The sequence below is a fragment of the Roseovarius sp. JB2-10 genome (assembly GCF_055693585.1).
Window position 1 is genome coordinate 2,315,931 of sequence record NZ_CM146337.1, and the last position, 13,589, is coordinate 2,329,519.

The 13,589-nt window shown below is 58.1% G+C and carries 13 protein-coding genes and 1 pseudogene; 11 read left to right on the plus strand and 3 right to left on the minus strand.

Annotation, left to right across the window (positions count from 1 at the left end):
* Nucleotides 1-7 precede the first annotated feature (7 nt).
* Nucleotides 8-1,408 (minus strand): helix-turn-helix domain-containing protein, encoded by a 1,401-nt coding sequence (locus ACZ1HJ_RS11615; RefSeq protein ID WP_472718826.1) that lies wholly within the window; start codon nt 1,406-1,408, stop codon nt 8-10.
* 69 nt (nt 1,409-1,477) lie between these two features.
* Nucleotides 1,478-2,695: a multidrug effflux MFS transporter gene (locus ACZ1HJ_RS11620; RefSeq protein WP_472718827.1), complete on the minus strand. Its 1,218-nt coding sequence runs from the start codon at nt 2,693-2,695 to the stop codon at nt 1,478-1,480.
* Between the two features lie 171 nt (nt 2,696-2,866).
* Here ACZ1HJ_RS11620 and ACZ1HJ_RS11625 point away from each other — a divergent pair, with 171 nt between their 5' ends.
* The 8 genes and pseudogenes from ACZ1HJ_RS11625 (at nt 2,867) to ACZ1HJ_RS11660 (ending at nt 9,270) form a co-directional block, all read left to right on the plus strand.
* On the plus strand, nt 2,867-4,399 hold the full coding sequence (locus ACZ1HJ_RS11625; RefSeq protein ID WP_472718828.1) for an acyl-CoA carboxylase subunit beta: 1,533 nt from the start codon (nt 2,867-2,869) through the stop codon (nt 4,397-4,399).
* A gap of 23 nt (nt 4,400-4,422) precedes the next feature.
* Nucleotides 4,423-4,758, plus strand: a complete 336-nt coding sequence (locus ACZ1HJ_RS11630) for a hypothetical protein (RefSeq protein ID WP_472718829.1) — start codon at nt 4,423-4,425, stop codon at nt 4,756-4,758.
* 17 nt (nt 4,759-4,775) lie between these two features.
* Nucleotides 4,776-5,186: a DUF6497 family protein gene (locus ACZ1HJ_RS11635; protein WP_472722201.1), complete on the plus strand. Its 411-nt coding sequence runs from the start codon at nt 4,776-4,778 to the stop codon at nt 5,184-5,186.
* 214 nt (nt 5,187-5,400) lie between these two features.
* Nucleotides 5,401-5,541 (plus strand): hypothetical protein, encoded by a 141-nt coding sequence (locus ACZ1HJ_RS11640; RefSeq protein ID WP_472718830.1) that lies wholly within the window; start codon nt 5,401-5,403, stop codon nt 5,539-5,541.
* 72 nt (nt 5,542-5,613) lie between these two features.
* Nucleotides 5,614-5,977: pseudogene (locus tag ACZ1HJ_RS11645) on the plus strand (hypothetical protein).
* A 401-nt stretch (nt 5,978-6,378) separates the two neighbouring features.
* A complete protein-coding gene (locus ACZ1HJ_RS11650; RefSeq protein WP_472718831.1) occupies nt 6,379-6,585 on the plus strand; it encodes a hypothetical protein in 207 nt (68 codons plus the stop codon).
* 137 nt (nt 6,586-6,722) lie between these two features.
* Nucleotides 6,723-8,723 (plus strand): acetyl-CoA carboxylase biotin carboxylase subunit, encoded by a 2,001-nt coding sequence (locus tag ACZ1HJ_RS11655; RefSeq protein ID WP_472718832.1) that lies wholly within the window; start codon nt 6,723-6,725, stop codon nt 8,721-8,723.
* A 4-nt stretch (nt 8,724-8,727) separates the two neighbouring features.
* Entirely contained in the window at nt 8,728-9,270 is a 543-nt protein-coding gene (locus ACZ1HJ_RS11660; RefSeq protein ID WP_472718833.1) for a hypothetical protein, read from the plus strand.
* 10 nt (nt 9,271-9,280) lie between these two features.
* On the opposite strand, the gene ACZ1HJ_RS11665 is transcribed toward ACZ1HJ_RS11660, so the two are convergent.
* The gene (locus ACZ1HJ_RS11665; protein WP_472718834.1) at nt 9,281-9,739 is read right to left on the minus strand and encodes a DUF4174 domain-containing protein; all 459 of its coding nucleotides are present in this window, start codon (nt 9,737-9,739) and stop codon (nt 9,281-9,283) included.
* A 120-nt stretch (nt 9,740-9,859) separates the two neighbouring features.
* Here ACZ1HJ_RS11665 and ACZ1HJ_RS11670 point away from each other — a divergent pair, with 120 nt between their 5' ends.
* From ACZ1HJ_RS11670 to ACZ1HJ_RS11680, 3 genes are read left to right on the plus strand one after another with little or no spacing between them, the layout of a single operon-like run.
* Nucleotides 9,860-10,840 carry a hypothetical protein gene (locus ACZ1HJ_RS11670; RefSeq protein WP_472718835.1) on the plus strand — a complete coding sequence of 327 codons (981 nt, stop codon included), beginning with the start codon at nt 9,860-9,862 and terminating at the stop codon, nt 10,838-10,840.
* Entirely contained in the window at nt 10,812-12,941 is a 2,130-nt protein-coding gene (gene scpA / locus ACZ1HJ_RS11675; protein WP_472718836.1) for a methylmalonyl-CoA mutase, read from the plus strand. Before ACZ1HJ_RS11670 ends, scpA begins: the two co-directional genes overlap by 29 nt.
* A gap of 27 nt (nt 12,942-12,968) precedes the next feature.
* Nucleotides 12,969-13,475 carry an MAPEG family protein gene (locus ACZ1HJ_RS11680; RefSeq protein WP_472718837.1) on the plus strand — a complete coding sequence of 169 codons (507 nt, stop codon included), beginning with the start codon at nt 12,969-12,971 and terminating at the stop codon, nt 13,473-13,475.
* Nucleotides 13,476-13,589 lie beyond the last annotated feature (114 nt).

Here is a 13,589-nt window from a genome sequence, read left to right on the forward strand (position 1 = left end):
GGTTCTGCTATCCAACGGTGTAGGGCAATACGCCGCGCTCATCGGGTGTGATCGACAGGCGGCGTTCCAGCGGCGGTACCGAACGTTGGTGACAGTTGGTGCGCTCACAGATGCGGCAGGAAATACCAATGGGTTCAAACGCACGGGCCTTCGAGAGGTCCAGATTGTCGGCATAGACCAACGCCTCCGCATGTTTGACCTCGCAGCCCAGGGCAATGGCAAAGCGGCGCACCGGCGCACCGTAGGAGCCCCCGGATTTTGACACATCCCGTGCCAGGCTGATGTAGCGGACGCCATCCGGCGTTTCGGCCAATTGACGCAGAAACTGTCCGGGAATTTCAAACGCACGGTGCACGTTCCACAAAGGGCAGGCCCCGCCAAACCGGGCAAATTGCAACCGCGTTGCCGAATGGCGTTTGGTGATCGTGCCTGCCTGATCCACCCGTACAAAAAAGAACGGAACACCCTTGGCGCCGGGACGCTGCAGCGTGGACAGCCTGTGGGCGACCTGTTCAATGGACGCGCCAAACTGATTGGCCAGCACCTCAAGGTCATGACGGGTTATTTTGGCCGCCTCCAGAAACCGCCGATAGGGCATCAGCGCGGCCCCGGCGAAGTAGTTCGCGAGACCGATTTTCGCGATGGAGCGCGCGGCGTCGGACTGGAAATTGGCCAAATTAAGCGTGGCTTCAAGCAGTTTGTCCTGCGTCAGCAAAGCGACCTGTAAAAGGATCTGAAAAAGGCGTGTTTCAGGTGCCGCGCGGGAGGAAATATAAAGCGTGCCTGACGCGCGGTCGAAGGCCCGCAATTGATCGGTGTCCGCATCTTCGAGCCTGACGCCCAGGGCGGAGAGCCGTTCGGTCGCGATTTCGAAAATGCTGCGCTGTGTATCGCCGGGCTGGGCGAAATGTTCTGCGGCGCGGTCCACGGCATCGATGTAATTGTCGCAATAGTGAAAGAAATCACGCACCTCATCCCAGGGGCTCGTTTGAGTGCGACTGTCCTCACGCCCCAACGCCTCGTCCAGCGAGGCGAGACGTTCATGGGTTTGCCGATACGCACTATGGAGTTCCAGAAAAGCCCGCGCCAAGGCCGGAGCGTTCGACGCTGTTAGTCGTAAATCCGCCAGCGGCGGGGCGGTGTCACCAAAGACCGGATCGGCCAGTGCTTCGCGCATATCGCTCACCATCCGTTCCGCATCCCCGGTGCTGAGTTCGGTCACGTCAAAGCCGAATTCCTGCGCCAGTGCCAAAACGACCGTTGTGCTGACCGGACGATTATTGTTTTCCATCTGGTTCAGGTAGGGCAGGGAAACCCCTAATTTTGCAGCGAAATCCTTTTGTGTCAGGGCAAGGCGCTGGCGGGTTTCACGCAGTTTCGCCCCGGCGTAGAGTTTTTGAGTTGGCATGAGGTGGCCCAAAGCTTTGCAAATTTGCGGATGTCGCAGAATAGGTTTGCAAACCCCGCTGTGCAACCCCTAGACCTGTTCCAATGCCCTTTCGCGGCGGATCACCAGCAGGATCGCAACGATGCCCAGAAGCCCGGTGCTGAGCATGATCCACAGCAGGGGAAAGGCACCGGTTTCCGGGGTCAGCAGCGCGCCCGCCAGCGCCGACAGCGCGGCACCCAGGCCGATCATCAGTGCGCCAGCCAGACCACTGGCTGTACCCGCCAGATGCGGGCGTACCGATAGTGCGCCCGCGGTGGCATTGGGGATGGCCATCCCGTTGCCCAAGCCCATCAGGGTCATCAGGCCAAAAAAGCTGAGCGGGGTGCCAAGATCGGCGTAGAAAAGCGACAGATTGATGGCAATGCCCAAGGCATTGATCACGGTGCCCCAGAACACCATCCGGTTGATGCCCACGCGCACGGAGAAGCGACCGGACAGGAAATTGCCGGTGAAATAGCCGATGGCGGGGGCGCCGAAATAGAACCCGAGCTGCGCCGGGGTAAGGCCAAAGACCTGATCCCCGACAAAGGGCGCGCCGCCCAGATAGGCAAAGAAGGAGCCTGACGACAGGCCTGATGCCAATGCGTAGCCCCAAAACCGGGGTGAGGCGAAAAGTGCGGGGTATTCGCGGATCTGGTCGCGCAATGAACGGCCGGATAGTGGTGCGGTTTCCCCCAGATCGGCCCATGTCAACCAAAGCACAAGGCTGCCCAGCAACATCAGAAGCCAGAAATTGGCCTGCCAGCCAAATTGGGCGTCCAAAAGCCCGCCAATGGCCGGTCCGATCATCGGGACAACAGCCATGCCCATGGTCACATATCCGATCATGCTGGCGGCCTGCGCATCTGGCACGATATCACGAACGATGGCACGGCTCAGGACCATGGCCACGACGATGGTGGCCTGCATCATGCGAAAGGTGAGAAAGACATAGACATTGGTGGCGAAAACACAGCCCACGGTGGCCAGCAGGAAAAGCACCATGCCCCATAGAATTATCGGCCTGCGCCCCCATTGGTCAGAAAGCGGGCCGACCACCAGCTGCAATACTGCGTTGACCGCCAGATACAGCGCCACCGACAGCTGCATCAGCCTGTAATCTGTCTCGAAATAGGCGGTCATGCCGGGCAGGCTGGGCAAAAAGATATTCATCGCCAGAGCCGAGAGACCTGCGAGCAAAATCAGGGTCAGAATGTGTGGTGCTGATCGGCGATCGAGAAACCGAGAGCCGGAAATGTGAGCCATGGGGTATCGGTAAAGTTGGTGGTTGGGGAAGTCCACGCCCTGTGGCGGAAATTAGCAGATTTACAAGTTAGCTACATTAATTTTTCAAAACTTTGCAAATTTGCTGATTTTTGCTTTAATCCCCTCCGGTCCTTTCTCTATTATCGCGCGATGACCGAAAAGGGGAGCGCTATGAAGGATATTCTTGCAGAACTCGAAGATCGCCGCACGGAAGCCCGTTTGGGCGGTGGTGAAAAGCGAATTGAATCGCATCATGCCAAGGGCAAGCTGACCGCGCGCGAACGCGTGGAATTGTTGCTTGATGAAGGCAGCTTCGAAGAATTCGATATGTTCGTGGCGCACCGCTGTACCGATTTCGGTATGGAGAAAAACAAGATGCCGGGCGACGGTGTGGTCACCGGTTGGGGGACAATCAATGGCCGCATGGTCTATGTGTTCAGTCAGGATTTCACCGTGCTGGGCGGGTCCGTGTCGGCCACCCATGCGCGCAAGATCTGCAAGATCATGGACATGGCGATGCAAAATGGCGCGCCGGTCATCGGCATCAACGATTCTGGTGGCGCGCGCATTCAGGAAGGTGTCGACAGTCTCGCGGGCTACGGCGAAGTGTTTCAGCGCAACATCATGGCCTCGGGTGTGGTGCCGCAGATCAGCGTGATCATGGGCCCCTGTGCGGGCGGCGCGGTATATTCGCCTGCGATGACGGATTTTATCTTCATGGTGCGCGATACCTCCTACATGTTCGTGACCGGCCCCGATGTGGTCAAGACCGTCACAAATGAACAGGTGACAGCCGAAGAGCTGGGTGGTGCTGGTACGCATACCAAGAAAAGCTCGGTGGCTGATGCGGCCTTTGAAAACGATGTGGAGGCGCTTGCCGAAGTGCGCCGCCTCGTGGATTTCCTGCCGCTCAACAACCGCGACAAGGCGCCGGTGCGTCCCTTCTTTGATGAACCGGACCGCGCCGAAGACAGCCTTGATACGCTGGTGCCTGACAATCCGAACACGCCCTATGACATGAAGGAACTGATCGAGAAGGTCGCGGATGAAGGGGACTTCTACGAAATTCAGGCCGAGTTTGCCAAAAACATCATCACCGGTTTTATCCGCCTGGAAGGTCAGACCGTAGGCGTGGTGGCGAACCAGCCGATGGTTCTGGCCGGGTGCCTTGATATCGACAGTTCGCGCAAGGCGGCGCGGTTTGTGCGATTTTGCGATGCGTTCGAAATTCCGATCCTGACCTGCGTCGACGTGCCGGGCTTCCTGCCGGGAACCAGCCAGGAATATGCCGGTGTGATCAAGCACGGCGCCAAGCTGCTTTACGCCTATGGCGAGGCGACGGTGCCGAAGGTGACGGTGATCACGCGCAAAGCCTATGGCGGTGCCTATGTGGTGATGGCGTCCAAGCACCTTGCGGGTGACTTCAACTATGCCTGGCCCACGGCTGAGATTGCCGTGATGGGCGCCAAGGGGGCCACCGAGATCATCCACCGCGCTGATCTGGGCGATGCCGAGAAAATCGCCGCCCACACGACGGATTACGAAGACCGGTTTGCGAACCCGTTTGTCGCCGCCGAGCGTGGCTTCATCGACGAGGTGATCATGCCGCGCAGCACCCGCGTGCGGGTCAGCCGGGCCTTTGCCAGCCTGCGCAACAAGAAGGTCAAAAACCCGTGGAAAAAGCACGATAACATTCCGCTCTGATCGCGGGGGAGGCCTTCAGTTCCATGTCCCGCAATCGCTGGCATATCATTCGCGATAAGAACGTGCTGACGCTGGCGCGGCGTTTACCTGTGCGATTTGATCTGATGGCACAGACCATGCTGCCCGATGGGTCGCGGTTCAGGGTGGCGCATCAGGTACGCCAGGACATGTGGCGCGCGCTTCAGGGCCTTCGGGGTTTTTCACCGGTGGTGCAGGTGGCGCGGTCAGCATCGGGCCTGGAGGTAACGGCTGGGGGGCAAGTATCGGGCGCTTTGCCGCGCGCTCAGGCCGAGGCACGGATTGCCGAAGTGCTGGAAGACCCGTCCAATCGGGCCCGTTGGGTGCGGTGGGCGCGGTGAGGCCCGGGTTGACGCATATGACCGCCGGGATCGTTGGGGCAACGATGGCAGTTGCGGTAAGCGCGATGGACGTGCGAGCGGCTGAGGGCACAGAAGATGAGCCCATAACCTTGCCCTCTGGTCTGAGCGCCCATTTGCAGGAAATGCTATGGGATCGCCCGGGTGGTGGATTGACCTACCGCTTTCGTTTCGTGGCGCCAGATCTTTCGGTGGCGGAAGAGGATTTCGAGCAGGTGCGCGCGGATCTGGAACATCTATGCACTGATTTTGCGATCCCGCGGGTGGCCAATATCGGTCCAACGCCATCCCAGATCATCATTTCACTGGCGGATCGTGAAAGCGAATTTGGCGTCTTTGATCCTGATGTTGCGCAGGTTTTCGAGGCATATCGGATCGAAAACGATGCCTGCATATGGGAGGTTTTTTGATGTACCCACAACATGTTGCGCATAAAAGCTCAACCGGTGCGGCGTTTGAGGCTTTCCGATCACAGGCGCATGGCTTTGCGCGCCACGCATATCAATACAAAGTCGATTTCTGTATGTTTCCGGACGGTTGCACCCATGCAACTCAAACCTCGAGCAGATGGCAGGCGGGGCGAACATCGCTGTGTCTGTCGCATAAAAAATACAGGAGACATATATGTCTAACACCATCAAAAGCATCCTGGCCCTGGGCCTGGTTGGCATCGTTGCGGCATGTGCGCAGCCAGCCGAAGAAGAATTTGTGGTCGTTGATCCAGAGCCGATCTCGACCGAGCCTGTGCATTCGGGCAAATACTAAGACAACTCGGTCAGAGCGGGCTTTCGGGTCTGCTCTGATCTGCCCGCATCCCTCTGGTCCGGAGGGTGCACCATGCTGAAGCATCGCGGGTTTCCGGGGCGATTGCCCGGTTCGGACTTTCAATTCACCATCCGCCGCGCCAATCCCAAGGGCGTCACCGCGATTACGCGCCGCGAACGCTACCGCGATCGCAGACCTGCGGACCGACGCGCGGATACGGCATTCCTCAAGGCACTCTGGGAGCATTTTGGCGATCAACCGTTTGAACGCGGCAATCTTGATGCTGGCCGCCTCAGCTGGCTTTTTGGACGCGAAGTGGTGCCCGCCGAAGATCCTTTTGATCTCGCAAAGTTACGAGGCATTGCTGATTTTGGACGTTAATGCCGCAAAAGCGGCCTTCCCGGATGCCTTTGACGAGGAGGAGGGAGGACAATGAATGCGTTATTTGTTCATGAACTGCCCAATTACTCGCCTTTTGGTTGTAAAATGGGCATCTTTCTGCCCATCGAAATCAGGAATACGCGGAATATAGCCGATGCATTCATTGCGGGTGTTATCCCCTTGGATCGCCCCATGATTGCAGGCAGCATCAAAACTGTAGTGGCGGTCCCCCCCAATGGGCCGAGACGCATAGTCTAATCCGTTACCCTTCCCCTTACGGGCGGTCTCGTGCGTTTGAGCACAGACCGCCCTTTTTCCTTGGAGCCGAGCTGTTTCGTGCTATCGGCGGGGCGTTGCCCAGAAACCTGCACAAAGGGCGTTTCGTTTTGACCCGCGCGGCGCAATCGCGTTGAATCGTGGCACAATAAATCAAAACAAAACACGAGGCTCGAACCGATGCATTGCAAACCGAAACTCATGTTGCCCGTCCTGGCCCTTATCGGGCTTTCGGCCTGTGGCGACACCTTTGGCCAGCAGGCCCTTATTGGCGCGGGCGCCGGGGCGGGGACGGCCGCCGTTGTGGGCGGAAGCGTTGCAACCGGCGCACTTGTCGGCGCGGCGGGCAACGTCGCCTATTGCCAGGCCTATCCAAACCGCTGCTAACCACATTTCGCGGGCCCTGACGGGCACGCCTGACCATGAACAGACCATCGACGCGCCTGCCTGGCGTGCCGGTGGTTTTTTTGTTGCCATACCGCGTGCTGCGTCACGCCACCAAGACCTGACGGAAGGGACACCAGATGTTTAAAAAGATCCTGATTGCGAACCGGGGCGAAATTGCCTGTCGTGTGATCAAAACCGCGCGGAAGATGGGGATCAAGACGGTTGCGATCTATTCGGACGCGGACCGTAATGCGTTGCATGTCAAAATGGCGGATGAAGCGGTTCATATCGGACCGCCCCCGGCGAACGAATCCTATATCGTCATCGACAAGGTGATGGATGCCATCCGCCAGAGCGGCGCCGAGGCTGTGCACCCCGGGTATGGTTTTCTGAGTGAAAACAGCAAGTTTGCCGAAGCTCTTGAGAAAGAGGGAGTGGCCTTTATCGGGCCACCCAAAGGGGCGATTGAGGCGATGGGTGACAAGATCACCTCGAAGAAGATCGCGCAGGAAGCCGATGTCAGTACGGTTCCGGGATATATGGGCTTGATCGAGGACGCCGAAGAGGCCGTCAAAATCTCGAACCAGATCGGGTATCCGGTGATGATCAAGGCCAGCGCTGGCGGTGGCGGTAAAGGCATGCGGATTGCCTGGAATGATGACGAGGCGCGCGAAGGTTTTCAAAGCTCCAAAAACGAAGCCGCCAGCAGTTTCGGCGATGACCGGATTTTCATCGAGAAGTTTGTCACCCAACCGCGCCATATCGAAATCCAGGTGCTTTGCGATGGCCATGGCAATGGCATTTACCTGAACGAGCGGGAATGCAGCATCCAGCGCCGCAACCAGAAGGTGGTGGAGGAAGCCCCCAGCCCGTTTCTGGATGAAGCCACCCGCAAAGCCATGGGTGATCAGTCAGTCGCGCTGGCACAGGCGGTGGGATATACCAGCGCCGGTACAGTAGAATTCATCGTGGACGGCGCCAAGAACTTCTATTTCCTTGAAATGAACACCCGCCTGCAGGTGGAGCACCCGGTGACCGAATTGATCACCGGTGTTGATCTGGTCGAACAGATGATCCGCGTGGCCTATGGCGAAAAACTGTCGATGAAACAAAGCGATGTGAAGATCAACGGATGGGCCATCGAAAACCGGCTTTATGCCGAAGATCCCTACCGGGGCTTCCTGCCATCCATTGGCCGTCTGACACGCTATCGCCCACCCGCCGAGGTGGCCGAAAAGGCGCGCGCCGTGCGCAACGACACCGGCGTGTTCGAGGGTGGTGAGATCAGCATGTATTACGACCCCATGATCGCCAAACTTTGTACCTGGGCGCCGACCCGTGGCGAGGCGATTGAAGAAATGCGTGTGGCGCTGGATGGCTTTGAGCTCGAAGGTATTGGCCACAACCTGCCATTCCTGGCGGCGGTGATGGACCATCCAAAATTCATCAGCGGGGATATGACCACGGCCTTTATCGAGGAAGAATATCCCGAAGGGTTTCAGGGCGTTACGCTGGAAGGCGACACGTTGCGCCGCATCGCGGCTAGTGCGGCGGCCATGCACCGGGTGGCAGAAATTCGGCGCACGCGCGTATCGGGCCGCATGGACAATCACGAGCGTCATGTGGGTGACGAATGGGTTGTCTCGCTGCAGGGTGAAAACCACCCCGTCACAATTGACGCGTATCGCGGCGGATCCAACGTGCGGTTTGCCGATGGCACGGAAATGACCGTCGAAAGCGAATGGACCCCCGGCGACAAACTGGCAACGCTTATGGTCGATGGCGCACCTTTGGTGCTCAAGGTCGGCAAGGTCAGCGGCGGGTTCCGTATCCGCAACCGCGGGGCGGACCTCAAGGTTCATGTCCGTTCACCGCGTCAGGCGGAATTGGCGGCGTTAATGCCCGAGAAACTGCCACCTGATACATCCAAAATGCTGCTCTGCCCGATGCCCGGTCTGATTGTCACGGTTAACGTGAAAGAAGGGGATGAGGTGCAGGAAGGGCAAGCGCTTTGTACGGTTGAGGCGATGAAGATGGAAAACATCCTGCGGGCTGAGAAAAAGTCTGTTGTGACGTCGATCAAGGCCGGACCAGGTGACAGTCTGGCGGTTGATGATGTGATTATGGAGTTCGAATGATCTGATGCACGATCGGGGCGCAGATAAACGACCGGGATGGCGGGGCAGGTCTCTGTTGGCCATGGTCGTCCTGTCGCTGCTCTCCGGTTGCATCCGCGAGGATGAGACGGCTCTGCGTGACCGGCTGGAGCGTTGGTTTTCCGTCGGCGAAACGATCGCGTTTTATGCCACCAAGGACTGCGTTGCTGCGACCTTCCGGCTGGTGCAGTGGCAAATCAAATCGCCTTTGCCGGTGGTTCAGGGAACGCCACAGGCGGTTCGCGCATTATCGCGCGGTAACGCGGTTGCCCTGGATGACCCGGCATTGGCGCCCGATGCCGCGTTGGTGGAGGTTGCCAACGCCAACAGACCTTTGGGGATGGGCATGCGGCGCGCAGCGCTCGAAGGGCGGTTGTGTATGAATGAAGACACGGAAAGCGCCTTTCGCTACGCGCTCGACAACCCGCGCGCCGTGTTAGCCTTTGATACGGAAACGGCGACCCTGATGTTGCTGGACCCCCATACGGGCCTTTTGGTCGTGGCACGGGGGGCTGTGGAATGGCTGTGATGTGTGCGCCTCAGCTTCCGCCGAGACCATCGCGAATTTCCTGCTGGCGCAGGGGCAGTTTGTCGATGACACGGGTAATTTCGCGCACATTCCACGGCAACGGTTTGCGCAGGTACTTGGTGCCATCTTTGCCGATCAGCACCATCATGAACCCACGCGGGCGCAGCTTTTTCCGGAGGGCACTGGCGGCTTCGGGGTTTGTGTCGGTCAAGACGATCACGTCCCGATCCGCCAAATCCGTCGCGCGATCAGAGATATATTCCATCTGCTGGATGAACCGCGGATCCGCAGGTGTATCGGCAAACACGATGAGCGGCCTGTTTATCCACAAAAATTCACTCAAATCCGCGTCTTCGCCGGACATGACCACCGGGGCTTCCAGCGCGTCTTCGGTGCTGTCTGTGTCTTGTGCGATGGCGCCAGTGGCCAAAAAACTCAGCAAAATGAGCGGGGTAAACTTGTTCATCATGTCTCCTGTCGATGAAAATATAAGCGCCCGCGACAGGATTGCGAACGATAAATGTGCCGGAGGTCGGGAAAACTTTAACATTAATCTCGTTGATAGCATTGAGGTGTCAGAATGCAGCGCATGACCCTTCAATCGCCGTGTTTTGGGGCGAGATCGACAAAAGGTGACTTCGAGATGGATGTGATCCTGCATTTGGGGGCCCATAGAACGGCCTCGACCAGTTTTTACCACTACCTTCGGGCCAATGACGCACGTCTGGCACAGGGCGGTGTAGGGTTTTGGGGGCCGCAGGCCGTGGCAGGGGAAGATCCGGCGCCAGCTACCCAAGGTGAAACGCCCGATATGCAGATGGCTGTGGCCCGCGATCATGTGTGCGCAAACCTCGATCTGGCTGAGGCCCGGGGGATTTCGCATTTGGTGGTAAGCGATCAAAACGTGATCGGTGATCCCAGGGTCAATTTGCGTGACCAGCAGCTTTATGGCGCTGTCGGGGAACGCATGGCACGGTATTCGCAGACATTCGGCGGACGGCTGAACCGCATTGTACTATCGATCCGGTCGCAGGACAGATACTGGGGCTCGGTTGCGGCAACGGCTGTGGCGGAAGGGCAAGGTATCCCGGGCAACGATGCGTTGGACAGTCTGGTCACCAGTTCGCGGAACTGGCGCGACGTCATTACTGATCTGGCCTGCGCCGTGCCAAACGTGGCAATTGATATCCATTTGTTCGAGACCTTCTGCAGTATGCCCGAGCGTCGGTTGGCAGCGATGACAGGCGTGCAGAACCTTCCGGCCCAGCATGCGCGCGAATGGTTGAACCGTGCACCGGGCCTGGGCGAATTGCGTGAAATTTTGGGGACACGGGGCGAAACCCCGGACCCTTTACCAGCGGGCGATGGCCGTTGGAATCCGTTTGACAGGGAACAGAACATGGCACTGCGCGAGGCCTATGCGGACGATCTGTATTGGCTGCGTGCAGGCGCAGATGGGCTGGCGACATTGATAGAAGAAACCGGTGCGGAAAAGGCGGGGAAACACCCGCCAACCGACGACGTGCAAAGAGGACAATCTGATGGGAAAGAAGACCGAAGACTGGCGTGAGCTGGCGGAAAAAGAACTGCGGGGACGTCATCTGGATGACCTGACCTGGCAAACGCTGGAAGGGATCGCGGTCAAGCCACTTTACACGGCCGACGACACGGCGGGCTTGGATCATTTGGGCAGCATGCCCGGTTTCGCGCCCTTCACGCGTGGCGTAAAGGCAACCATGTATGCAGGGCGGCCCTGGACCATTCGCCAATATGCAGGGTTTTCTACAGCCGAAGAGTCGAACGCGTTTTACCGTCGTAACCTTGCGGCGGGTCAACAGGGGGTTTCGGTGGCCTTCGATCTGGCAACGCATCGCGGTTATGACAGTGATCATCCCCGGGTGATCGGCGATGTCGGCAAGGCTGGCGTGGCCATCGACTCGGTCGAAGACATGAAGATCCTCTTCGACGGTATCCCGCTGGATCAGGTCAGTGTCAGTATGACGATGAACGGCGCGGTCATCCCGGTTCTGGCCAGTTTTATCGTGGCAGGCGAAGAGCAGGGCCACGACAAATCCGTCCTTTCGGGTACGATTCAGAATGACATTCTGAAAGAATTCATGGTGCGCAACACATATATCTATCCGCCTGAGCCAAGCATGCGGATCGTCAGCGACATCATCGAATTCACATCCAGTGACATGCCGAAATTCAATTCGATCAGCATCTCGGGCTATCACATGCAGGAGGCTGGCGCGAACCTTGTTCAGGAGCTGGCCTATACCCTCGCTGATGGCCGCGAATATGTCCGCGCTGCGATTGATGCCGGTATGGATGTCGACAAATTTGCCGGGCGATTAAGCTTCTTTTTCGCGATCGGCATGAATTTCTTTATGGAGGCTGCGAAGCTGCGCGCCGCGCGCACCTTGTGGCACCGTATCATGATGGAATTCGGGGCCAAGAATGAACGCTCCAAAATGCTGCGCACCCATTGTCAAACAAGCGGCGTCAGCCTGCAGGAACAAGACCCCTACAACAACGTCATTCGTACCGCCTATGAGGCCATGAGCGCGGTTCTGGGTGGCACGCAATCGCTGCACACGAACGCGCTTGATGAGGCCATTGCATTGCCCACGGATTTCAGCGCGCGAATTGCTCGCAATACGCAATTGATTTTGCAGGAAGAAACCGGTGTGACCAATGTGATCGATCCGCTTGCCGGCAGCTATTACGTGGAGAAACTGACGGCCGATCTGGCCGAAGAAGCGTGGAAGTTGATCGAAGAGGTCGAGGAGATGGGCGGCATGACCAAGGCCGTGGCCAGCGGCATGCCCAAGCTGCGGATCGAGGAAAGCGCCGCCTCCCGGCAGGCGATGATCGACAAGGGTGACGAGGTCGTTGTGGGCGTCAACAAGTACCGCAAGGACAACGAAGACCCGATCGACATTCTGGATATCGACAATGCGATGGTGCGCGACGCGCAGATCGCGCGGCTCGAGAAAATTCGGGCGAGCCGGGATGAGACCGCCTGTCAGGCCGCATTGGACGAAGTCACACGCCGCTGTTCGGAAGGTGGAAATCTGTTGGAAGCAGCGGTTGAAGCCGCACGTGCACGCGCATCTGTAGGAGAGATCAGCATGGCCATGGAAAAAGAATTCGGGCGCCATCGTGCCGAAGTGAAAACGCTGGCCGGTGTCTATGGCGCCGCTTACGAAGGCGACGAAGGGTTTGCGGCCATTCAGAAATCTGTTGAGGATTTTGCCCAGACTGAGGGCAGGCGTCCGCGTATGTTGGTCGTCAAGATGGGTCAGGACGGCCATGATCGCGGCGCAAAAGTGATCGCAACCGCCTTTGCGGATATCGGCTTTGATGTGGATGTCGGCCCTCTCTTCCAGACACCGGATGAGGCCGCTCAGGACGCCATCGACAATGATGTTCATGTCATCGGCATTTCCAGCCAGGCGGCGGGTCACAAAACACTGGCACCCCAACTGATCAAAGTGTTGGAAGAAAAAGACGCGGGCGACATCATTGTGATCTGCGGCGGCGTTATTCCGCAGCAGGACTACGAATTCCTCAAGAAAGCAGGTGTCAAAGCCATCTTTGGTCCCGGCACCAACATCCCGGACGCGGCGCAAAATATTTTGCGCCTGATTCAGGAAGCGCGGGCCTGATATGCCCTTGGCCGGGCACGCAAATCCATGACCCGCCGCCGATCGATCATGGTCGGAATGGTGGCGGGTCTGGCATGGTCTGTTGCGGTGCTATGGCTGGCGGCAACCTATGTGGTTTTACCAGTGTTTACCTTGATGCCCACAATCATGACCGCGTTTCTGGCGCCGGGATTGGTGATTTTACTGATGATCGCGCGTCTGGCGCAGCGCCGTTTTTTCGATCCCACGCTTATCGACGGCCAGCCTTTCGAACAAGGCAGCAGTGCGGAGATTGACCAGCGGGTATTGTCCAACACGGTAGAACATGTTGCGATGAACCTGTGCATCTGGCCCGCTGCGGCGGTTCTGTTGGGTGGGGCCGGGCCCGGCGTGATTGTCGTGCTGGGGCTGAACTTTGCGCTGATGCGTTTGGTGTTCTGGGTTGGGTATCACCTGTCGCCCAACTTGCGCGCATTCGGGTTTGCCGCAAGCTTTTATCCCACCCTTCTGGTCGCTGGTTGGACGATCTGGGCCATGGCGACCTACGCACAGTAACGGTTTTGCCGGTGGTTCTGCCGATGATCTTGTGCGACGGCCCATTGCAAATCCGTAAACGAAGATTCTATCTTTTGGTATCCGCTTTGATCATTTTGCTGGACGGGCAGGAAA

Excerpts from the sequence above, each read along its gene's own strand:
- ACZ1HJ_RS11625 (WP_472718828.1), top strand. The coding sequence starts at position 2,867 with ATGAAGGATATTCTTGCAGAACTCGAAGATCGCCGCACGGAAGCCCGT.
- ACZ1HJ_RS11655 (WP_472718832.1), top strand. The coding sequence starts at position 6,723 with ATGTTTAAAAAGATCCTGATTGCGAACCGGGGCGAAATTGCCTGTCGT.
- ACZ1HJ_RS11635 (WP_472722201.1), top strand. The coding sequence starts at position 4,776 with ATGACCGCCGGGATCGTTGGGGCAACGATGGCAGTTGCGGTAAGCGCG.
- ACZ1HJ_RS11615 (WP_472718826.1), bottom strand. The coding sequence starts at position 1,408 with ATGCCAACTCAAAAACTCTACGCCGGGGCGAAACTGCGTGAAACCCGC.
- scpA (WP_472718836.1), top strand. The coding sequence starts at position 10,812 with ATGGGAAAGAAGACCGAAGACTGGCGTGAGCTGGCGGAAAAAGAACTG.
- ACZ1HJ_RS11650 (WP_472718831.1), top strand. The coding sequence starts at position 6,379 with ATGCATTGCAAACCGAAACTCATGTTGCCCGTCCTGGCCCTTATCGGG.
- ACZ1HJ_RS11680 (WP_472718837.1), top strand. The coding sequence starts at position 12,969 with ATGACCCGCCGCCGATCGATCATGGTCGGAATGGTGGCGGGTCTGGCA.
- ACZ1HJ_RS11670 (WP_472718835.1), top strand. The coding sequence starts at position 9,860 with ATGACCCTTCAATCGCCGTGTTTTGGGGCGAGATCGACAAAAGGTGAC.
- ACZ1HJ_RS11630 (WP_472718829.1), top strand. The coding sequence starts at position 4,423 with ATGTCCCGCAATCGCTGGCATATCATTCGCGATAAGAACGTGCTGACG.
- ACZ1HJ_RS11640 (WP_472718830.1), top strand. The coding sequence starts at position 5,401 with ATGTCTAACACCATCAAAAGCATCCTGGCCCTGGGCCTGGTTGGCATC.
- ACZ1HJ_RS11620 (WP_472718827.1), bottom strand. The coding sequence starts at position 2,695 with ATGGCTCACATTTCCGGCTCTCGGTTTCTCGATCGCCGATCAGCACCA.
- ACZ1HJ_RS11660 (WP_472718833.1), top strand. The coding sequence starts at position 8,728 with ATGCACGATCGGGGCGCAGATAAACGACCGGGATGGCGGGGCAGGTCT.
- ACZ1HJ_RS11665 (WP_472718834.1), bottom strand. The coding sequence starts at position 9,739 with ATGATGAACAAGTTTACCCCGCTCATTTTGCTGAGTTTTTTGGCCACT.